19 protein-coding genes are annotated in these 22,330 nt (G+C 49.7%); 16 read left to right on the plus strand and 3 right to left on the minus strand.

Annotated elements, in window-relative coordinates; genetic code table 11:
- A partial coding sequence (locus tag ABYP73_RS00210; RefSeq protein ID WP_372973107.1) for a Crp/Fnr family transcriptional regulator occupies positions 1-550 on the minus strand: 550 nt, incomplete at its 3' end.
- 362 nt (positions 551-912) lie between these two features.
- Between ABYP73_RS00210 and ABYP73_RS00215 the strand changes: the two genes are divergently transcribed.
- The 10 genes from ABYP73_RS00215 to ABYP73_RS00260 all read left to right on the plus strand — a co-directional run bounded on the left by ABYP73_RS00215 (position 913) and on the right by ABYP73_RS00260 (position 11,216).
- On the plus strand, positions 913-1,335 hold the full coding sequence (locus ABYP73_RS00215; protein WP_372945364.1) for a PaaI family thioesterase: 423 nt from the start codon (positions 913-915) through the stop codon (positions 1,333-1,335).
- A complete protein-coding gene (locus ABYP73_RS00220; protein ID WP_372973108.1) occupies positions 1,316-2,380 on the plus strand; it encodes an isochorismate synthase in 1,065 nt (354 codons plus the stop codon). Before ABYP73_RS00215 ends, ABYP73_RS00220 begins: the two co-directional genes overlap by 20 nt.
- An 87-nt stretch (positions 2,381-2,467) precedes the next feature.
- Complete coding sequence (menD, locus tag ABYP73_RS00225; protein ID WP_372945366.1) at positions 2,468-4,213, plus strand: 2-succinyl-5-enolpyruvyl-6-hydroxy-3-cyclohexene-1-carboxylic-acid synthase; 1,746 nt, start codon at positions 2,468-2,470, stop codon at positions 4,211-4,213.
- A gap of 9 nt (positions 4,214-4,222) precedes the next feature.
- The gene (locus tag ABYP73_RS00230) at positions 4,223-4,567 is read left to right on the plus strand and encodes a DUF2853 family protein (protein WP_372973109.1); all 345 of its coding nucleotides are present in this window, start codon (positions 4,223-4,225) and stop codon (positions 4,565-4,567) included.
- A gap of 60 nt (positions 4,568-4,627) precedes the next feature.
- Complete coding sequence (locus ABYP73_RS00235; RefSeq protein ID WP_372973110.1) at positions 4,628-5,461, plus strand: S1 RNA-binding domain-containing protein; 834 nt, start codon at positions 4,628-4,630, stop codon at positions 5,459-5,461.
- A gap of 140 nt (positions 5,462-5,601) precedes the next feature.
- Positions 5,602-6,201 carry an SPOR domain-containing protein gene (locus ABYP73_RS00240; protein WP_372945369.1) on the plus strand — a complete coding sequence of 200 codons (600 nt, stop codon included), beginning with the start codon at positions 5,602-5,604 and terminating at the stop codon, positions 6,199-6,201.
- Between the two features lie 4 nt (positions 6,202-6,205).
- Positions 6,206-7,108 carry a 1,4-dihydroxy-2-naphthoate octaprenyltransferase gene (gene menA, locus ABYP73_RS00245; protein ID WP_372973111.1) on the plus strand — a complete coding sequence of 301 codons (903 nt, stop codon included), beginning with the start codon at positions 6,206-6,208 and terminating at the stop codon, positions 7,106-7,108.
- 36 nt (positions 7,109-7,144) lie between these two features.
- A complete protein-coding gene (locus ABYP73_RS00250) occupies positions 7,145-7,897 on the plus strand; it encodes a LytR/AlgR family response regulator transcription factor (protein ID WP_372945371.1) in 753 nt (250 codons plus the stop codon).
- Between the two features lie 651 nt (positions 7,898-8,548).
- The gene (locus ABYP73_RS00255; RefSeq protein WP_372973112.1) at positions 8,549-10,510 is read left to right on the plus strand and encodes a sensor histidine kinase; all 1,962 of its coding nucleotides are present in this window, start codon (positions 8,549-8,551) and stop codon (positions 10,508-10,510) included.
- 25 nt (positions 10,511-10,535) lie between these two features.
- Positions 10,536-11,216 (plus strand): metal-dependent hydrolase, encoded by a 681-nt coding sequence (locus ABYP73_RS00260; RefSeq protein ID WP_372945967.1) that lies wholly within the window; start codon positions 10,536-10,538, stop codon positions 11,214-11,216.
- On the opposite strand, the gene ABYP73_RS00265 is transcribed toward ABYP73_RS00260, so the two are convergent.
- Positions 11,217-12,008, minus strand: a complete 792-nt coding sequence (locus ABYP73_RS00265) for an SDR family oxidoreductase (protein WP_372973113.1) — start codon at positions 12,006-12,008, stop codon at positions 11,217-11,219.
- Positions 12,009-12,060: 52 nt separating this feature from the next.
- Between ABYP73_RS00265 and ABYP73_RS00270 the strand changes: the two genes are divergently transcribed.
- From ABYP73_RS00270 to ABYP73_RS00295, 6 genes are all read left to right on the plus strand, one after another.
- The gene (locus tag ABYP73_RS00270) at positions 12,061-13,098 is read left to right on the plus strand and encodes an o-succinylbenzoate synthase (protein WP_372973114.1); all 1,038 of its coding nucleotides are present in this window, start codon (positions 12,061-12,063) and stop codon (positions 13,096-13,098) included.
- 5 nt (positions 13,099-13,103) lie between these two features.
- Positions 13,104-14,039: a lysostaphin resistance A-like protein gene (locus ABYP73_RS00275; protein WP_372973115.1), complete on the plus strand. Its 936-nt coding sequence runs from the start codon at positions 13,104-13,106 to the stop codon at positions 14,037-14,039.
- Complete coding sequence (locus tag ABYP73_RS00280) at positions 14,023-15,111, plus strand: AMP-binding protein (protein ID WP_372973116.1); 1,089 nt, start codon at positions 14,023-14,025, stop codon at positions 15,109-15,111. The genes ABYP73_RS00275 and ABYP73_RS00280 overlap by 17 nt, the downstream gene beginning before the upstream one ends.
- 101 nt (positions 15,112-15,212) lie before the next feature.
- A complete protein-coding gene (locus ABYP73_RS00285; RefSeq protein WP_372973117.1) occupies positions 15,213-16,595 on the plus strand; it encodes a M24 family metallopeptidase in 1,383 nt (460 codons plus the stop codon).
- Positions 16,596-16,620: 25 nt separating this feature from the next.
- The gene (locus tag ABYP73_RS00290) at positions 16,621-18,792 is read left to right on the plus strand and encodes a TonB-dependent receptor plug domain-containing protein (RefSeq protein ID WP_372973118.1); all 2,172 of its coding nucleotides are present in this window, start codon (positions 16,621-16,623) and stop codon (positions 18,790-18,792) included.
- Positions 18,793-18,867: 75 nt separating this feature from the next.
- Entirely contained in the window at positions 18,868-20,622 is a 1,755-nt protein-coding gene (locus tag ABYP73_RS00295; RefSeq protein ID WP_372973119.1) for a hypothetical protein, read from the plus strand.
- Between the two features lie 31 nt (positions 20,623-20,653).
- On the opposite strand, the gene ABYP73_RS00300 is transcribed toward ABYP73_RS00295, so the two are convergent.
- Positions 20,654-22,282, minus strand: a complete 1,629-nt coding sequence (locus tag ABYP73_RS00300; protein WP_372973120.1) for an acyl-CoA carboxylase subunit beta — start codon at positions 22,280-22,282, stop codon at positions 20,654-20,656.
- Positions 22,283-22,330 lie beyond the last annotated feature (48 nt).

Raw genomic sequence — 22,330 nt, forward strand, 5'->3', positions numbered from 1 at the left:
GGGATAATGAGCTAATATGATTGATAACTCCGGTCTCATTGTCCATATTCTGATACAGCAACTTCGCGAGCCTGGTGGGGATATCCTCCAGGGCAATTCCGGAGACCGAATTTTCCAATCCCTGAATCTTGACAGCCATATATTTCATAAGGGCCAGACTGAAATTGTGGTTCTTTCTCAACCAGTTTTTCATCTCCGGCAAAGGGATACTCAGCATCTCAGACCTTTCAAGTGTTTCGTAATACACCTTGCGCTTAAGGCCTCCAAAGAGAGACATCACGCTGAAGACATCATTGGTCTTCAGCAAGGTCAGGGTGAGTTTGCGGTCTTTTTTATGATCGATGACATAGACCTTGACCTTGCCCCTGATAATAATGAAGAAATGGTAGGAAACATCTGTCGTGTCCAGTACACAGGTATGCCGATCGCAGTTCCTCGTTCTGGATAATCGCAGCAGCTCTCTGATCGCCTCTGGAGACACGCTTTCGAAAAGCGGATTCTCAAGCAGGCTTTCAAAGTAAAACCGGTACTTTTCTAATTCGATATTCACGTCACAGAGTTCAGGCAGTGCTTCTAATTTCTGGAATTATGGCTGAAATCACAGTCAATTATGGGTACCATCCCTGAAAAAAATGTTGAAAGTTTTCAGCTATGTTTCCAAATACACGTTTACCATGTGATTACCATCGAATACATAACGCTGAACAGTGGGGCTTCTCCTTGGTAAAAGGAAAATGATCGGGTCAGGTTGGTTAGATATAATCTTTTGGTAATCAGGTTGGTCATTGTCTTAAAGATAAGAAAAAAGTAAAAATTTTACACCATTTGAAAGTAAAACAAGTAAGCGGTTGTAGTATTTCCCTCCGTTATTCCGATCAGTGTATAATGCTTAATTTTGTCAAAATCTAATTTATGAGCGATCACAAAACCAAAATACTCGAGGTGTGCAACCAGATTCGTAAGAACACGCTGATGGAGACCCTCGACATTGAATACGTGGATGTGGGAGAGAACTTCCTCATTGCGAAAATGCCTGTCAGCCCTAAGGTGCACCAACCAGACGGGGTCCTTCACGGAGGAGCGACTGTGGCCCTGGCAGAAAGTGTAGGCAGTGCAGCCTCTTATGTCTTCCTCGATGGGTCCTCATTTTTTGTCAGGGGCATCGAGATAGCAGCCAACCATGTTAAGAGCATTCGTGAGGGCTGGGTCTATGCGAAAGCGAGTATCGTGCACAAAGGCAGGACTACCCAACTATGGGAGATCCGGATCACTGACGAGGAAGACCGGCTCGTTTCACTTTGTAAACTGACAACCATTGCCCTCCCCAAAAAATAATACCCTTACATCACTGCTAGGTCAGGTAGCAAAACACCGGAGTGAAAAGAAACCCTTCGCCCTCTTCAGGTATCCGGATGAGGCTGTCGTGAAAGCGATCTTACAGGAGGATGGCCGGCTGCATACCCTGGCAGATCTCAAACGACCAGGCTTTGTGGTCAGCCCTTTTGGGCAGGACCGGCCTGCTTTCACGATCCTTCCCGACAGGACCGCCGAAGCAACTATTTACAAAACCATAAGCAGGGGAAGTACCCCGGCAGCATGGACAGAAACCGAAGAAGAGGCGACCCGCTACAAAGACCTTGTCCACAAGGCTGTGAAAACGATCCGGAAGGGAATTTTGAGGAAGGTGGTGCTCTCCAGGCCCTTGGAAGTGCCTACCGGTAAGTCGGCCCTCGAAATCTTCGAGGCAATACTGGCCTCTTATCCCTCTGCATTTTGTTATTGCTGGTTCCACCCCGAAGTGGGTTGCTGGCTGGGAGCTACTCCGGAAACTCTGGTCCGCTTCTCAAAAGGTGCATTTACTACTGTGGCCCTGGCAGGGACGATGGAAAAGGAGGAGGGAAAGGAACCCGCCTGGGGATTGAAGGAAAAAGAGGAGCAGGGAATGGTCACGGACTATATCGTTGAGGTGCTCTCAGAAATGGGCGTAAAAACAAAGTCCTCTGCCGTGGAGACCGTTGGGGCCGGAAATTTGTGGCACCTCAGGACAACACTTTCGGGAAAGGCCACAGCAGAACAGCTGGCGGAGGTGATCAGGGCCCTGCATCCGACCCCAGCCGTATGTGGGATCCCCCTGCAGGAGGCCCGAAACTTTATTGAGGAAAACGAAGGGTATTCCAGAGGGTACTACACGGGATACCTGGGGGAGCTTCACGGGGACAAGGAGGGGGAAACCCGTCTCTTTGTGAACCTCAGGTGTATGGAATTTCTCGGTGACAGGGCCAGGATCTTCGTAGGGGGAGGCATCACGGCCAGTTCCGATGCTGGGAAAGAATGGGACGAGACCCGGGCCAAGAGCCAAACTGTACTCAAAGTGCTGTAGATTTCCCTTTCAGGATTGGGAAAGCAGGTAGCTGCATCGTATTTTTGCAGCCCTATGCGATACCCAAGTATACCGTCTGCTCAACTTTTGGTACAATACTGCAAAGAGCTTGGCATTTCCCAGATAGTAATTTCCCCGGGTTCCAGGAATGCACCCCTGATCATAGGCTTTACGGAAGATCCTTTTTTTACTTGCTACAGCATCGTGGACGAGCGGTCCGCCGCTTTTTTTGCCATCGGGATGGCTCAACAGCTCAGGCAACCCGTGATCGTCCTGTGTACTTCGGGCAGTGCGTTGCTCAATTACTACCCGGCCGTAGCTGAGGCCTTCTACAGTGATCACCCTCTTCTGGTGATCTCGGCAGACCGACCGCCCTACAAGATCGATATCGGGGATGGGCAGACGATCAGGCAGGACGATGTGTTCGACCGGCATATCGGGTATTCGGCAAACCTGAAACTCGACCTGACTCACGCGGAGGATACCGTGTCACGCTACGGCCGAAAATTATTGCGGGAAGGTGTACCCCTGGAAGAGCAGCAAAAGGAGGTGGAGTCTTTTAACAGAGAGGAGATAGGTCGGGCCATGGAAGTGCTTTTTACAAAGTCCCTGCCCGTACATATCAATATCCCTTTTGAAGAGCCCCTTTACAATACGGTTTCCGCTCCGGGACTCGTCCAAAGGAAAATCAGCAAACCAAAGAGGAGCGAGGAGGCCCTTGGAGATCTGTCTGCCTATCTCGATCAATGGAATAGGGCGCAGCGCAAAATGGTACTGGTCGGGGTAATGGCCGAGGGGCAATTAGACTCTGAATGGCTGGAGGAACTGGCTTGTGATCCATCGGTTTTGATCTTCACGGAGACCACCTCAAACCTCAACCACCCCCGCATGATCCCGAGTATCGACAGCATCATCGCCCCCATTGAAAAGTCGGATCACAAAGCGGAGGAATTCTCCGACCTGCAGCCAGAGATCCTCCTCACTTTTGGTGGACTGGTAGTTTCCAAAAAGATCAAAGCCTTCCTGAGAACCCATCAACCGAAAGAGCACTGGCACGTGCATGAGACAAAGGCCTATGACACCTATTTTGCCCAGGTTCGCCATTTCCGCTGTACGCCGAATGCCTTTTCGTCTTCCTTCCTGCCGGGCGTGAAAAAAGTAAAGAGTGATTATCAGAGTCGATGGCTGGAGGTGCGCGATCGCTTTGTCAGCAAGAGGGCAGAATACCTGAACCAGATCCCTTTTTCGGATATGTGGGCTTTTGACAAGATCCTTGAGAGTTTGCCCAAAGGGGTGATGGTACAGCTGGCCAACAGCTCCACGGTTCGCTATGCCCAGCTTTTCGACATGGGAAAACACCAGGCGGTTTATTGCAACCGGGGGACCAGCGGGATCGATGGGAGTACCTCCACGGCAGTGGGGGCGGCCGTGCATTTCCCGGAACCGACCGTCCTGATCACAGGCGACCTTAGCTTCTTCTACGATATTAACGGGCTCTGGAACCAGTATCTCCGGCCTGACCTCAGGATCATCCTGATCAACAACAGGGGAGGGGGGATCTTCCGTATCCTGCCGGGAAAAGAGGATACGGCAAATTTCAAGACCTTTTTTGAGACCTCCCATGAGCTCAGTGCCAAAGCCGCCTGTGAGTTGCACGGACTGCACTACAGGTCGGCTGCCACAAAAGAAGAACTCCGGACGGCTCTAAAAGGGTTCTTCGACCCAACAGACCGGCCCCAGCTACTGGAAGTAAAAACGCCCTCCGATCTGAACGACCGGATTTTGCTCTCCTATTTCGATTTTCTATCTTCATCCGGCAAATCACAAACCTAATCTCATCCCATGGCAAACAAAAGAGACGAACTCATAGAGAAATACGCAACGGCCTTGCGCGAGAAATTCGGCCTGGAACCCGACATGGCCTTGCTGAAAAAAGTGACCATTGGTTTGGGCCCATCCATTTATAACCGGGATTCGGCCAATGTATCAGGTACGGACGAGAAGGAACTGTACAGGGTTAAGCACAATTTCCTGATCGGGAAACTGGGTCTTCAAGAATCCGGGGATCTGGATGCTGCCATTCGGGAGGTCATGAACACATACGGGACCTCCGAGCGGACCAAGTACAGGGCTGTGATCTATTACCTTCTGACCCGGAAATTCGGGAAGGAAGCAGTATATGGTTGAATCTCATTTTAAATTGGACTTCTCTTTCTCCTTACACTACCCTTACAAACCTGTCCTGCTATGATCGAGTTGGGAAACTACAACAAACTTACTATCCTCAGAAATACCAGTGTGGGCTTATTCCTGGGTGATGAGGATGTGGACGACCTCTTGCTTCCTTCTAAATATGTTCCGGAGGATTTTGAGATCGGGCAGGAGATCGAGGTCTTTTGTTATCTGGATCATGAGGAAAGGCCCATTGCCACCACCCTTAAACCTTTTGTAAAACGAAACGGTTTCGCCTACCTCCGGGTGGCCGAAGTAAATGAGATCGGGGCCTTTGTGGACTGGGGACTGGAGAAGAATCTTCTAATACCGTATCGGGAACAGGAGAGCAGACTCGAGGCCGGGAATTGGGCAGTGGTGTATTGCTATCTGGATGAGAAGTCATTCCGCATGGTGGGCTCAACTCGCATTAGCAGGCACCTCAGGAAGGACGAACCTCAGCTGTCGGTCAATGAAGAGGTTACCCTGCTCGTTTACCGCCGTACGGAATTAGGGTGGGAAGTGATCGTGAATGACGGGTACCGTGGCCTCATTTTCCACAGTGATGTCTTCCGGAAAATTTCGGCAGGGGATTCCATGAAAGGCTATGTCAAAAATGTGCGACCGGATAAAAAACTCGACATCGTCCTGCAGCCCGTTGGGTTAAAGGTTCTGGAACCGGCAGCCGACCTGATCTACCGAAGACTTCAGGAAGAAGGGGGCTACCTCAGCCTCAGCGATGCCTCCAGTCCGGAGGATATCAGGGCCGTGTTCCCGATGAGCAAAAAGACCTTTAAAAAAGCCCTGGGCACGCTTTACAAGGCCAGGAAAATAGATCTTTCCGGGGATGGGATCCGCATGGTGAAATAGGCATGGTGCAGCCTGGTTTTTACATTTGTCCGGAATTGGCGAATCCACACTGCATTTTCTTGTCCAATTAAGGGCTATTATTTTTTTGATTCTTAGCTTTTTGGTTATATTTATCTCCCACTTTTTAAACCCGGAATTTTATGCCATTCATAGAGGAGAGTGACTTGCTGGAACTTCACAAGGATATAGACAAGGCCCAGATCATCAATGAGCGCCTGCTGGACCAGATCAAATACAAGAACAAGGAACTTAAACGAAGCAAGATACAGAGGAATATCTTCGCCGGGGTTACCGTGCTTTTCCTCATCGCTACACTGGCGATTACCTCCTTTACAGCGGGGTGGAGCACCTCAAACTTCAATAAGTCCGAAACCAGCTTTTCTGTTCCCCTTGACAGCCTCGAGAGTTTTAAATCCCGCATAGACAACCTGAAGAAAGAGAACGAAGAGTTGAGCCTTGTAAAGGATTTTTACCTTGCCAAGAATTTCCTGGAAAAAGAAACGATCTATTCTGTTCAGGTTAAGTCCTTTGTGGACAATAACCTCACCCTTTCCTCAAAGTCATTGAACAATACACTCTTCGTAAAGACCAATCCTTTTTATTCTTATTCTCTGGGCAATTTCGAGACCCTGGAAGAAGCTCAGAAATTCAGGAAGCAACTCGTAAACATCGGTTTTGAAGATGCCTTTGTGGCTTCGTATAAGGACGGGAAGCGACTTAAAATAGAACCTGCCAATTAAAGTATTGAAAGCAAAAGCCTGGGTAAGTGCGGTTCGTCTGAGGACCCTGCCTTTATCAGTGTCCGGCATTCTCGTCGGCTCGGGCATGGCTTCCATCTACGGTAAATCAGATACTGCTATTTTTATATGGGCACTATTGAGCACCCTTGGGCTGCAGATCATCTCCAATCTGGCCAATGATTACGGGGATGGCATCAAAGGCACTGACAACGAGGAACGGATAGGACCCGCACGGGCCATGCAAAGCGGGTCTCTTACCGCCCGGGAACTGAAAAGCGGGATCCTGCTTTGCGTCCTTATCACCCTGGTGTTTATGGGAATGCTTCTCTACGAGGCGTTTAACGGCTACCCGGCGTATTTCCTTTTGTTCACCTTTCTGGGAGCGTTGGCGGTTTGGGCAGCCATCCGGTATACCGTGGGAGATTCTGCCTATGGGTATAAAGGTCTGGGAGATCTCTTCGTCTTTGGCTTCTTTGGCTTACTGGCCGTTCTGGGAACCCTCTTTCTCTACACCAAAGACCTCAGGGCCACGGACGCACTTCCCGCAGTGGCAATCGGATTGCTGAGTACGGCCGTCCTGAACCTCAATAACATGAGGGATTCCGCTTCCGATGCAAAGGCTGGAAAAAACACCCTTGCCGTAAAGCTGGGTATGCGAAATGCCAAACGGTATCATTATGCCCTTCTCCTTCTTTCCGTAGTCTGCATGGCGGTTTACCTCTCGATTTACAGCACGGACTGGACTCATTACCTGTGCCTCCTGGCCTATGTGCCCCTGGGGCTTCACATCCTTAAAGTACACGGGGTGAAAGAGCCTGAAAACTTCGATCCTGAACTGAAAAAAGTAGCCCTTAGCACCTTCGCCCTGGCAGGATTCTTTTATCTTACGTTTAATATTTTTTCGTAAATTTGAGAACCATAACCTTTGTAAACCCCATACATTTTGGAAGAGCCCATCAAGATCCTTATTGTTGAAGATAATGTGATCATCGCCGACGATATGCAGTCCATGCTGGAAGAAATTGGTTACGAGATCGTCGATAACGTCATCGTCTATGAGCAAGCTGAAGAAGTCCTGAAGAACAAGCACGTAGACCTCGTTTTGATCGATATCATCCTCGCTTCCGACAAGACGGGGATCGACCTCGGGAAACACATCCGCGAGAATTACAACATCCCGTTCATCTTTGTGACCTCCAACTCAGACAGGGCTACCGTGGAGAATGCCAAAACGGTTAAACCCAACGGATACCTGGTGAAGCCTTTTGAGCAGCAGGACCTCTATACCTCCATTGAGATCGCCCTTTCCAATTACGATTATTCAGAGAAGAAAGGGGAGAGTGCTGGCGAGGACACCACGGAAAAGGTGGTCTCCAATTCCGTCCTGAAGGATTCCATATTCGTCAAGAAACAACACCTTTATTACCGAATCCAGTTTGAGGATATCCGATTTATCAAAGCAGACAATGTGTATTTGGAGGTGAATACGGTTGACAAGAAATTCCTGGTGAGATCCCCTCTGAAGGATTATCTGGAAAAATTGCCCAAGAATAAGTTCTACAGGGCGCACAAGTCCTACATCGTCAACGTAGATCACATCGACGCTATCAATTCCAAGGATATCATGATCAACAATACCCTGATCCCGATCTCCAAGGAATTCAAAGAGTTCATCATCTCGGCGATGAATTCCTAGACATTTTATCCTTCTTTTTGATCTTTTTGACGGCCTCAAAGCGTTAGAATCTTCGCTACACCACAATTTGACCCGTTTTGACAACAATCTTTTTTCATTGATCTTCAGTTGAGGTAATTTGGAGTGAAAATCAGGAATTACCTTTTTTTCATTTTCATATAGTGTTCTCGTAAAAGGGTCCGTCTGAATAAGGCGGACCCTTTTTTTGTAGTCCATTTATGGATTTACAGGCAAATTGTAAGTCAAAATTTATTCACCTACAATTTTTGCTATTTCACAACACTTTGGAGGGTTTTCACAACAAAGTGATGGTCTCCGGGTCAGCTAAGCCTATTTTTAAGCGTTCTACGAACATCCCAAATCTTACCTTTTTTTAAAGAATGACCGAAAGGCTATGCAGCGATGCATAGCTTTTTTTATGCCCTGGTTTTGGAATAAAACTGACTCGAAACGAAACCTTGAAACTCAACAGGAAACACCTGAAATCAAAGCTGCCTTTAAAGCCTCGTGGGGAAGATCACCACACAAACCTCTTTGTTTACAACATATTTTTAAACTGGCCGTTAAATAATGGTAATTTTGAGGGTCGATTTACAGCCGGTAAAGTCCCGGAAAGACAACCTGTTTTAATGACTCCTCAAGGAGGGTGATATGGCAAAAAAGCACAGCATTTTTTTAATTTTCCTGCTCGTTATGCTTTCCGCCTTGGGATACTCCCAGGATCTGGATCCCATTGACAATGACGCCCTGGTAAAATTCGAGCAGTCGGGTTCCGTATCTGACAGGTTCAGCATCTTCTTTGAGACGGTAAACAGGTACAGCACGCATTCTGCCTATGACTGGCTGGATGCAGTTGAGCGTTACATCAAGAATGCAGAGATAGGAGGCGACTCTACCTCACTTAAAAAATACAGGCTGATCAAATCCCAGATTTATTTTGACATTGGGGATTATGACAAGAGTGTCTCAGAAGCTACCAGGATCTACAGTGAGAAGCACAAACTCGACATGGAAACCACGGAGATCCTCCTGAATCTCCTGGACAACAATTACGCCCGTCTTGAACTATACGACAAGCAAGTAGAGATCCGCAAGCAGAAAAGGGAGCTCGGACTCAAGGATAAGATCTCCTTCTATGACATTTACTCCAACCTGGGCCTGCATCGCCAGGCCATGAAGGAGTACATCCAGGAGAAAGCGAATACCATAGAGGAAAATGATTATTTCTCACGGGCCGAATACCACAATTCCATCGGGAAATATCTCCTGTTAGACAAATCTACCTCTACCGCCCTGACCAATTTCTCGAAGGCCAATGGATTTATCAACGTCTACCTCAATGACATGATGACGGTAAAGACTGAAAGTGAAATCATCAGGGCCAACATCCTCAAAGGGATCATTGACGGGAATATAGGGAAGTGCTACGCCCAGATGGGTCAGTTCGATAAGGCTATTCCCTACCTGGAAACCAGTATTGCCACCATAGAGGAAAACAATATAGGCAGGGCTTCAGATGATGTAAACGAAAATGTGCTCTTCCTGGCCGAGTGTCATCTGAGGATGGAACGACTGAAGGTGGCCAAGGAATACCTCGATCTCGACCTAGAGCTTTCCAAGACCAGTCAGACCATCAAAAAAAACCGGTTGTTCGCAGCCTATTACGACCGCTTGGGGGATTACGAAAAGTTGTCGGAATACCTCAAGAAAAATGTGCGGATTCAGGATTCCCTGGAGGCCAGCGAATCGGCCATTAAAAGGCAGCAGCTGGCGTCCCTTATCTCCGAGGAGAACCTGGAGGCCACTCGAAGAAAGATGAATGAGACGACCCTGGCTATGGAACAGACCAAGAGCGATATGGCCGCCATGGACGAGCGCAGCAACCTGATATTCATATCTCTTATTTTCACCCTCCTCGGTTTTGCGGGGCTGGTCTTTGCCTATTTAAAGAGTATCAAGAACCAGCGGTTGATAGCCGAACAAAAACACATCATTGAAAATGCCCTCATAGAAAAGGATTCCCTCCTGAAGGAGATCCATCACAGGGTAAAGAACAACCTGCAGATGGTGTCCAGTCTGCTGAGCCTGCAGACCAAGAACACCCGGAGCAAGGCGGCTATAGAAGCCCTGGAAGAAGGCAAGAGTCGGGTAAAGGCAATGGCGCTTATCCACCAGAAACTCTACCAGAACGACGACCTTTCCGTGATCGAAATGCAGGGGTATATCGAAAGCCTGGTGAACAGTGTACAATCCGTGTTTATGAAAGGGGGGCACAACATCAATATCACCATCGATGCAGAAGGGGTGGAACTCGACATAGATCGTGCAATCCCTTTTGGCCTCATCTTGAATGAACTGGTATCGAATTCCTTCAAATACGCCTTTCCGGAAGACAGCGAGAACGCCAAGATCTATATCCACCTTCGAAAGAACGGGGATCAGGGGTATTTTGAATACACGGACAACGGGATTGGGCTTCCCGAGGATTCAGAGGACAGGGCCAATTCTTCCATGGGTATCAGGCTGATGAACCGCCTGGTCAACCAGTTGCAATCCACTTTAAATATCGATAAAACCACGGAAGGGGTTCGATTTTGGTTCAATTTTAAATAAATTAGGGCCACTAAAATCGAATCTTATGGAAATCACCTTTCTGGGGCACGCTACCCTGTCCATTAAACTTTCAGAGCACACCCTCCTCGTGGATCCCTTTATCACCGGTAACCCCATGGTCAAGGATACGATTTCCCTAAAAGGCCTTAAGCCCGACTTTATCCTCCTTACCCATGCGCACCAGGATCACGTCCTGGATGTGGAAGAGATCGCGAAACACAGCAAGCCTACGGTCATCAGCAATTACGAGATCGCCATGCATTTCCAGGAGAAAGGATGCGAAGTTCACCCCATGAACCACGGGGGAAGCTGGACATTTCCCTTCGGTACTCTGAAATATGTGCAGGCGGTTCATACGTCCTCCTTTGCTGATGGTTCCTACGGGGGACAACCGGGCGGATTTGTCCTGAGTGCCGACGGGAAGAACATCTATATTGCCGGGGATACGGCCCTGACCATGGATATGAAACTCATCCCGATGCAATTTAAACTCGATCTGGCCGTGCTGCCTGTCGGGGACAATTTTACGATGGGGATAGAGGATGCCGTAGTGGCCTCGGATTTTGTGGAATGCGATAAGGTACTGGGATATCACTACGATACCTTTGGGTATATAGAGATCGACCATAAGGCTGCCAGGGACACCTTCGAGAAAGCAGGCAAGAAATTACACCTGCTCGCGATAGGGGAGACGCTTACCCTCTGATCAGACCACCCTGCTCCTGAGGACCGCCTTGTGGAGGAGACGGGGAAAAAATCGCTTCAGGTAAATGCCTGAGACCTCCCTGCCGCCGATGTACGCCTCGAACTTTCCCCTTTCGATGGCCCGGATCATCTTACGGACAAAGACCTCCGGTCTCATGCCTTCACCCGTCGCCTTGTCATTCACTCCCTGCGAACTACCGTCTGCGGTAAGGGCATTATAGGCCACGCGGGTCCGGACAAATCCCGGACAGATCAGCGTGACGTTGACCCCGTCCTTTTCATGTTCCATCCTCAGCACATCGAAAAATCCGTGCAGGGCGTGTTTGGCGGCACAGTATCCGGATCTTAGCGGACTTCCGAACCGGCCCATCAGGCTGGTGACCGTAACGAAATGTCCTCCTCCCTTCTCGATAAAATGGGGCAACAGGGCCTTGGTCAGGGCTAGGGTCCCCAAGTAATTGACCTCCATGAGTTCCCTGTAGACGTGCAGGGAGGTCTCAGAGATCAGGGAGCGCTGACTCACCCCGGCGTTATTGATCAGCATGTCTATCCGTCCTGCCATTTTAATGGCCGTGTCCGTGATCGCTTCCATCTTCTCGCTCCTGCCGAGATCCAGGGGAAGGACCATCACTCTACCCGGGTGCTCGCAGTGCTCCCTGACCCTCAACAGATCCTCCTCTTTTCTGGAAGAAAGGATCAGGGTATTTCCCTGAGTACTCAGTTTATAGGCAAGGGCTTCGCCTATACCGGAAGAAGCTCCGGTGATCCATATGACCCGGTCTTTAATCCTCATGTACAAGATCTTTTTATGAGTCAAAATATAGCTAAATTTGCAGCATTCCCATATGAAAGCATCCTGTAAAAGACACCTGCTCCAATTTATCAAGCCAGGGGGTACTTCCCGGGGGGTCCTTACCCGGAAAGAGACCTGGTTCCTCATCCTGAGGGATGGCGATAAGACGGGGATAGGGGAGTGTGCTGTTTTCAGAGGACTGAGCGTGGACGATGTCCCGGATTACGAACAAAAGCTTCAATGGGTTTGCCGGAACATAGAGATGGGGCTCGAATCCCTCCTGTCAGCACTCTCGGCCTATCCCAGTATCCAATTCGGACTTGAACAGGCATTTATTTCTCTGGGGTCCGGGGACCCATTTATTCTGTATCCATCGGCCTTTACCGAATCCGCTGCACCCGTTGCCATCAATGGCCTCATTTGGATGGGCGACCGGAAGTATATGGAAGAACAACTCAAACAAAAGGTGGATGCAGGCTTCAACTGCCTGAAAATGAAGATCGGGGCCATCGATTTTGAAACTGAGATCGATATCCTTAAGGCCATCAGAACTGGGTATTCAGCGGAAGAGATCGAACTAAGGGTAGATGCCAATGGAGCTTTTGGACGGGAAGATGTTTTCCAGAAGTTAGAGTCACTGGCAGCTCTCGACATCCATTCCATTGAGCAACCCGTTAAGCCGGGTCAGCCTGAGCTCATGAAAGAGCTCTGCGAAGCCGGTTTGGTTGATATTGCTCTGGATGAGGAGTTGATCGGCGTGACCTCTGAAACAAAAAAGAGAGAATTGCTACATATAATCAATCCTCATTATATTATCTTGAAGCCGAGCCTGGTGGGGGGATACGGGGGAAGTGAAGAATGGATCGCCCTGGCCGGCGAAACGGGAACAGGCTGGTGGGTCACCAGTGCCCTGGAGAGCAACGTAGGGCTCAATGCCATCGCCCAGTGGACCTTTACTCTCGGGAACCCCATGCCGCAGGGCCTGGGAACGGGACAGCTGTTCTCAAACAATATAGAAAGTCCGCTGGAGGTACAGGACGGCCACCTCTGGTATCGAAAGGACAGGCCGTGGAATATGAATCTTATTTGAAAAACATGTATATCGAACAAGGATACGAGGGGAGTTTTGCCCACTGGAAGTTTTGGATCCTGCCTTTGGGCTTCATCATCTTTATGGTCTTCAACTATATTTCCATCCTCTACTCTCCTGTAAGTGTCGACGTGATGATGGCGGAGTTGATCGAACAGCTGGGCTCCAATGTGGTCCTCATCCTGTTGCTCTTTCCGTTGGCTTTAGGACTCTTTTTCCTTCTTGGATGGGTAAAGCTCGTACAGACCCAGTCGATCCGGGCTTTTACCACATCCAGAAAGCGAATCGACTGGAAGAGAATGGGCTTCGCATTTCTACTGTGGGGAGGGATCACTGTATTGATGACCCTGGTAGACGTGTACTTTTCCCCTGAGGATTTCAGATGGAATTTTGAGCTGGTGCCTTTTCTGAAACTGGCTGCCATTGCGGTACTCTTGATCCCGTTGCAGACCAGCTTCGAAGAGTACATGTTTCGCGCCCATATGATGCAGGGGATCGGCTTGCTGGCTCGCAATCGCTGGTTGCCCCTGGTGGTTACCTCCCTGCTCTTCGGCCTGATGCACCTGGGAAATCCCGAGGTCGAAAAACTCGGGCCGGGAGTCATGATCTTTTATATAGGTACCGGCCTCTTCCTGGGCATCATTACCCTGATGGATGAGGGCCTGGAGCTGGCCCTGGGATTCCACGCGGCGAACAACCTCTTTGGAGCCCTGCTGGTCACCGCAGACTGGACGGCTTTTCAGACCAATTCCGTGTACCGCGACATTTCTGACCCGGTTCTGGGGTGGGATATCCTGGTACCCGTATTCATCCTTTTTCCTCTCTTGCTGTACTTCTTTTCCAAAAAATACGGGTGGACAGACTGGAAGGAAAAACTGACCGGGCGGGTAGCTTCAAAAGAGGAATTTCTTCAAAATCATACACATGCAAAGACATTTTAGCGATATACACCCCCATTTTAAACTCCAGGGATTTCATTACACCCATCACGAACTCAAGGATGTGGCTTACAGCCTGATCAAGGAGGGGGATAAGGAAGAACGACTGATAGGCGACTTCCTGATGGACTGGATCTCGCCCAGGGAAGAAGTGGTGGTCAGGACCTCGGGTTCTACCGGCAAACCCAAAACGATCACCCTGAGCAAGCAAGCGATGGTGAATTCAGCCCTGGCTACCGGGTCCTACTTTGGGATCCGGGAAAAATCCACCGCCCTTCTGTGTTTGTCTGCAGATCATATCGCTGCCAAAATGATGCTAGTAAGGGCCATGGTACTTGGACTTTCCCTGGATACCGTAATCCCTTCCTCCACACCTCTGAGTGGATTGGATAAACAGTATGACGTCTGTGCCATGGTACCCATGCAGCTCGAGAAATCCTTAGGAGAACTTTCCAGGATCGGGACCCTGCTGGTCGGCGGAGCTCCCATCCCAAAAAAACTCCGGGAAAGTCTGAAAGGCTGCAATACCCGGATTTATGAGACCTATGGAATGACCGAGACCTGTTCGCATATCGCCGTGCGATATATTGAAGTGGATAAGCAGGTTCCCCAGGTAGGAGGAGGTGAACACTTTCACACCCTCCCGGGCATCACGGTCTCTGTCGATGAGAGGGGCTGCCTGGTCATACACGCCCCCGAACTGGGGTTGGATGCCCTGAAGACCAATGACCTGGTAAATCTGGTCTCAGAAACCGAATTCGATTGGCTGGGCCGATGGGACCACGTCATCAACTCTGGAGGGGTTAAGCTCATCCCGGAACAAATAGAGGAAAAATTGAGACCAGTGGTCAACGGCAGGTTTATCCTCACGTCCAAACCGGACGACACTCTGGGTGAAAAGTTGATCCTGGTGGTAGAAGGCGAAGAGAGGCATCCCGACCTGCTCAATAAGATCTCGGGGATGAAGAATCTGGATAAATTTGAAATACCAAAAGAAATACATCATCTGGAAAGCTTTCCGCAATCGGAATCCGGAAAGGTGAAGCGCGATAGTATCAGGAAGGAAATCCTTTAAAACCGAGGTGCCGATTCTTTTAAAGAGTCAGGAACGGACAGAAACAGGTAACGGTTTCTAATGGGATGAATACAAACTCAAATTATATACAAGTGAATTTAATGGACCTCTCTATAATCAAATGGCGTAGGGCAAGAAGTTTATTTTTCTTCATTCTTCTGCTCGCACTTAGCACCCAGTTTTCTTTTGGACAGCACATACTGCATGAGAAAGAAAGGGCAGCTGTTATTGACGAGATCCTGGACGAACGTTTCAATAACCTCCTGCCTGAACTGATGGATAAGACGGGGATCGACATGTGGATCCTGATCTCCAGGGAGTACAACGAGGATCCGGTCCTGAGGACGATGCTACCAGCCACATGGCTCAATGCCCGGCGTCGGACTATGCTGGTATTCTACAGGGACGCGCAGAATAACCGTATTGAAAAACTGGCGGTGGCCCGATACAACGTGGGGAAGAACATCGTCTCTGCCTGGGACAAGGAGAAGGAACCCGACCAGTGGAAGCGCCTGATGGCAATTATAAACAAGAGGGATCCCAAACGAATAGGCCTTAATTTTTCGAAGGACCACAATATTGCAGACGGGCTCGACAAGACCGATTATGAGGAATTCATGTCGTATCTCCCCAAGGCCTACCAGAAGCGAGTAGTGTCTGCTGAACAACTGGCGGTGAGGTGGATTGAGACCAGAACTGAAAGGGAGATGGTCATCTATTCCCAGCTGGTGAGCATTACTCATGAAATTATTGCCGAGGCTTTTTCAGAGAAAGTCATTACTCCCGGGGTTACAACGACCTCTGATGTGGAATGGTGGATGCGGCAGAAGGTCACAGAAATGGGCCTGGAGACCTGGTTCCATCCCACCGTGGACATTCAGCGTTCAGAGGAGGCTCTCGTGGGACATTTGTATTCCTTTTCCGGCAGGCCGGAAGATATGCTGATCCTGCCAGGTGATCTGCTGCACTGTGATTTTGGGATCACCTATCTTAGGCTCAATACGGATTGCCAGGAACTGGCTTATGTCCTCAGGCCTGGAGAAACTTCCCCGCCCGAATTCCTGGTGGAAGCCCTTCGAAAAGGCAACCGGGTACAGGATCACCTCACTGATAACATGAGAACGGGCCTCACAGGGAATGAGATACTCGCAAAAGCACTGGAAGCAGGCAGGGCAGAAGGGCTCAGACCTGCTATTTATACGCATCCCCTGGGGTCTTACGGACATTCAGCGGGAACGACCATAGGGATGTGGGACGCCCAGGATGGGGTGATGAAGGACGATGGGGAGAATTATCCCCTCAATCCCGATACGGTTTATGCCATCGAACTCAATACCACCGTCTACCTTCCCGAATGGAAACGGGATATCAGGATCATGCTGGAAGAAGCCGGGTTCTATGGAAAGGAGGGCTTTAGGTATGTGAACGGCAGACAGACGGAATTACTCCTTATCCCCAGACCCTTAACCCATCAGGGCCAGTGATATGAAATCAACCCGATTAACCCTCATGATGGGGTTCCTCATCTGTTCCTTCCTCAGCGCACAGCAGGAAGCAAACCCGAATACGACCATCTTCTGGGATGTATCCCTTTCTGCCAAGGACCGGGACCTGGAAAAGGACCTGTCCATTTTAGACAAGGTTTTCCAAAGGTCTCCGGACCAGCGGGTACAACTTGTGCTTTTCAATCTGCAGATCACGGAAAAGAATTACACGATTGCACAGGGGCAGTGGGAAGACCTGAGGAAGGATCTCCAATCCCTGACCTATGATGGGGCCAATGAGTATTCACAGCTCAAAGGCCTTGCGAAACATCCCAATATTTACCTCTTTACAGACGGGAACCGGATCTACGAGGGGGATTACCCCGACCTGCCTCCCAAAAGCTTTTTGATCAACAGTTCACCTTACCGGGATGAGGAATTCCTCAAAAGGACGGCCCTGATCAACCGGTACCGCTTAATGGACTTTGCGGCCATCCTGCCCGAGAATATCAGCAGCCTTAGAAAACCCGTTCCTCCGGCAAAGAACACCGTCAGGGGTAAGGTATACATAGACAATGTACCTGTCCCGGATGTGGTCATCACCGTAAAAGGGGAGGCCGGAGGAGTGCGCACCGTACTGGACGGGAGTTTTTCCATTGAAGCTCAACCCGGAGACAGCTTGCTGGTCAGCAGCAGGAGCAGGAATACCTATAAATACGTACCTGTGGAGGATACATCTCAGATGAACATTTTTCTCGAGGGTAATGTCTTTACCCTGGAAGAGGTGGTCCTGGTGGAAAAGAGACAGGAGGAAGCCGCCCAGGTCGATACGGGGTATGGAAAAGAGAATGCAGAAAAAATAGGCTATGCCGTACAGAGCCTAGGTGATGACGACATTACCCCCATACAGACCGATGTATCCCAGACTGTTCTCAATAAATTCTCTAACGTCAACCTGGGTAATACGGAGGATATCAGCAGGGCGACCATGCGGTCCAATACCTCCATCCTCGGGAATAACTACAGCCTTGTGGTCATAGACGGCGTACCCCAGCGCCAGTCGGATTCCTCCCGTGGGGCGTCCTCCTCGAGCCAGGCTATTTTCAATTTTGTAAATCCGGACAATATTGCCTCCATCTCCGTTCTCAAGGGATACGCAGCCACAAACCGGTATGGCAGCCTCGGGGCCAATGGGGTGATCCTTATCACCACCAAGAGTGCAGCAGGCGCTAAAGCTGCGGGCCAGCCGGTAGACCTGGCCAGGCTTACGGACAATGTGTATAGAGGCGCAGATGCAGGCACAAAGGCATCCAAATCCGATTTGATTACCGCCCTGGAGCGCTCCGGCACCCCCGAAAAGGCCTATGAGGAATACCTCAGATTGCGGGCTGCCGCCGACCGGGGGGTGGATTTCTTCCTGGAGGCTTATGAATTCTTTAAAAAGGAGGACAAAGACAGGGCAGCGGTCATCATCTCGGGGGTCCTGGAACTTTTTCCCAAGGATATCAATACCCTGAAAGCGGTATCCCTGGCCCTCTCCGGGGTTGGCAAGTACAAAGATGTCATCCGTATCAATGAAGAGATCCTTGAAATTGACCGGAAACACACCCAGGCCTATCTCGATATTGCGGTTGCCAAAAAGGAGACGGGCGACTACCAGGACGCCCTGCAGGACCTTCTTGCCCTTCACGGGAATACGATTACACCTCCCATCAGTGCCAACAGTGTTTCCAAAACGGTGGTCCGGGAAATAAAAAACCTGGTCTTCAGGCATAGGGGAGCGTTGAATACTATCTCAATTCCGCCTCAATTAATGAACAACCTCAAGTATAATGTGCGACTCGTCTTTGAGTGGAATGACCCTCAGGCCGAGTTCAGCCTGCAGTTCGTCAACCCCCAAAATCGCTTTTTTAACTGGGAACACAACACCATGAGCAGCTCCGAAAGGATGAAGGATGAGATCATCAACGGATATAGTTCTGAGGAATTCGAGTTCTACGGGGATGGGGTGCAAGGCAAATGGCTCCTGAATGCGACCTATCAGGGACACGTGGATATTACCAACCAGGTTCCCCTGGTCCTCAAGTGTACCCTGTATCAGAATTTCGGGTCCCCAGATCAAAAATCCAGGGAGATCATACGGTCTTTTACAACGCCCGAAGAGACGAAGACCCTGGCGGAGATCCTTGTAGATTGAATCGGAATTTTTCGTAATTTTATACGACTTCAGGCGTTCGATAAGCCTGAAAGTCAATGCTATAAAAAAGAAATTATGAAAAAGATCGTCTTCATCCTTTGCTTCCTGTGTGCTGTCATGATCCTGAAGGCACAGGAAAAACAAGTGACCATAAAAGGGGAAGTTTCTGCCATGGATGCAGCCCTGGTCAACGCGGAAATCACTTCCCAGAAAACCGGAGAAACTGTAAAAACAGACAGCAGCGGGAAATACGAACTGCGGACCACGGCAGGAGATATGGTGACCTTTTCTTATCCCGGTCTTTCGGATATGGAAATTATCGTGGAGGATGTGAGCTCTGTCCTGAATGTCAAGTTGAATTCAGCCGTCAATGTCCTGGACGAAGTGGTGGTCGAAAAGACCAAGATCAAAAGCCAGGCCCAGCTGCGACAGGAATACAACAGCAATAAGAACCTGATCAACACTGCTTTTGGGATCCTCGATAAGGAGATCACAAATTTTTCGGTCAGGATCATCGATAAGTCGCAATTGCTTTACGGAAACTTTGACCTCGCTTCTCTCATTCAGTTCAGATTTGCCGGTGTCCGTGTGGAAAGACTTGGTGAAAGCCCTTTCAGGCCCAAAATATATCTCAGGGGGTCTTCCATGGGAATGTTCCCGGCGATTTATGACGTGGATGGTCTTATTTTAAATGAATATCCCGACTTTATCATGGTAGAGAACATTGAACGTGTAGCCATACTCAGCGGTCTCGGACTGGTCACTAAGTATGGTGGAGCTGCCAACGGAGGGGTTGTCGTCATCAATACCAAAGGAGCAAATACCTACAGGGACCCCAGAACAGGCGGACCTTATGATCAGGCCTTATTGAGAAATAATGTTTACGAAGGCAATGCCCTGAGCAAGGAACAGGCCGGAAAGAACCTCCCGGTCTACCTGCAGGAATTATACGCCAGCCCGTCAGAGAGGAAGGCCATGGAAGTCTATAAAGACCAGGCTGAAATGTACCGGAGCTCCGTATACTATTTCCTGGATGCTTTTGGATATTTTGCGGCCAAGTGGGGCAATGCGCAGTTCGCAGACCAGATCATCGAAGACCACTGGCACCTCTTCCAGGAGAACCCCGTGGGCCTGAAAGCCCTGGCCTATCTGTATCAGACAATGGGTGATGATCAAAAGGCGCACGAGCTCTACAAGGAGATCTTTATCCTGCGGCCACACTACGCCCAGTCGTACCGAGACCTGGCACTGAGTTACAGGCAGATAGGAGATATTCGCAAGGCAGCAGCCATGTATGCCCGGTATGACTACCTGGTCAAAGAAGGATTTATCAGGGCCGAAGACCGGGATTTCACCCCCCTGATGGAAAGAGAGTTCAGTAACTTACTGGAACTCCACGGAAGGGAGTTCAGAGGTGCCGACAGGAGAAAAAGCCGGTCCCTGAACAGCGATTTTGAGGGGACCCGACTCGTATTTGAATGGAATGACAGTGAGGCTGAATTCCAGCTGCAGTTCGTCAACCCACAGAACAAATACTTTAACTGGGAACACAGCCTGCTGGCAGATGCGGACCGCATCAGGGATGAGAAATTAAAAGGGTATTCCTGTGAGGAGTACCTCATAGACGGGAACCTTCCCGGTACCTGGCAGATCAACCTCAAGTATCTGGGCAATAAGAGCCTGACACCTTCTTTTATAAAAGCGACGATCTACCACAATTACGGCACCCCCTCACAAAGGGCGGAGGTAAAGGTCTTTAAACTGCAGTTGAAGGATGTGAACCAGGAACTCTTTACGGTTCAGAACAATACCAATCTCACTTCCAATTGATTCCGGGGACAGGAAATTAAGGCAACTAACTTTAAACCTGCAGCACGCCCATATTGAAGGCTTTTTCGATGGGGGCGTGATTGGCGGCCTCAATCCCCATGCTGAGCCACTTGCGGGTCTCCAGAGGATCGATGATGGCATCTGTCCACAAATGAGCTGCCGCATAATAGGGTGAGATCTGGTCATCGTATCTCTTTTTGATACGGGTGTAGAGTTCCTTCTCTTTTGCCGGGGTGATCTTTTCGCCCTTTTTCTTGAGGGAGGCGGTTTCGATCTGCAGGAGGACCTTTGCGGCAGAGTTACCGCTCATCACGGCCAACTCGGCGCTGGGCCAGGCCACAATGAGTCTCGGGTCGTAAGCCTTGCCGCACATGGCGTAATTCCCGGCCCCGTAGCTGTTTCCTATGATGACGGTGAATTTGGGGACCACGGAATTGCTCACGGCGTTGACCATCTTCGCCCCATCCTTGATAATCCCCCCGTGCTCACTCTTGCTGCCCACCATAAATCCGGTTACATCCTGCAGAAAGACCAGGGGTATCTTTTTCTGGTTGCAATTGGCGATAAACCGGGTCGCTTTATCTGCCGAATCGGAATAGATGACCCCTCCAAAACGCATTTCCCCTTTTTTGGTTTTCACCACCTTTCTCTGGTTGGCTACGATCCCGACGGCCCAGCCGTCTATCCGGGCATATCCTGTCAGCAGGGTTTTTCCGTAACCCTCTTTATATTGCTCAAACTCCGAATTGTCGACGAGCCTTTTGATGATCTCCAGCATGTCATACTGGTCTGCTCTCGACTTGGGAAGGATCCCGAAAATATCATCCGCCTTTTCTTTGGGGGATTTGGATTTGATACGGTTATAACCCGCAGTCTGTGGAGCGCCCATTTTATCGACCAGATTTCTGATGGTATCCAGCGCATGTTTATCGTCTTTCGCCTTGTAATCAGTGACCCCGCTGATCTCGCAATGGGTGGTGGCCCCTCCCAGGGTCTCATTATCTATATCCTCTCCAATGGCCGCCTTGACCAGGTAACTTCCGGCCAGGAAGATGCTGCCTGTTTTCTCAACGATCAGGGCTTCGTCACTCATGATGGGCAAATAGGCCCCTCCAGCCACACAGCTACCCATTACTGCCGCGATCTGGGGAATACCCATGCTGCTCATGATGGCGTTATTCCTGAAAATCCTCCCGAAATGTTCCTTGTCAGGGAAGATCTGCTCCTGCATGGGCAGGTAGACTCCGGCACTGTCTACCAAATAGATGATCGGCAGGTGATTTTCCATGGCAATCTCCTGGGCTCTGAGATTCTTCTTTCCCGTAATAGGGAACCAGGCCCCGGCCTTTACGGTAGCGTCATTGGCTACCACAATGCATTGACGCCCCTGAATATATCCGATGACCACGACCACTCCTCCCGAGGGACAGCCCCCGTGCTCCTCATACATGTCGAGCCCGGCCAGGGCACCGATCTCAATTCGCTCCGAATCCTTGTCGAGCAGGTAATCGATTCGCTCCCTCGCCGTCATCTTCCCCTGGGCATGGTGTTTCTCTATCCTTCCCTTGCCGCCACCCAGATGAATCCTGGCGAGTATTTTCTTGAGGTCTGATCGCTGTAGTTTATTGTGGTCTTCGTTGATATTGAAGCTCATATCCATAAGTGCAGGCGTGTTTTTTTTAACGCCTAAAGATAAGGAGTTATATTC

It is taken from the genome of Muriicola sp. (genome assembly GCF_041567615.1).
GTDB lineage: Bacteria > Bacteroidota > Bacteroidia > Flavobacteriales > Flavobacteriaceae > Muriicola.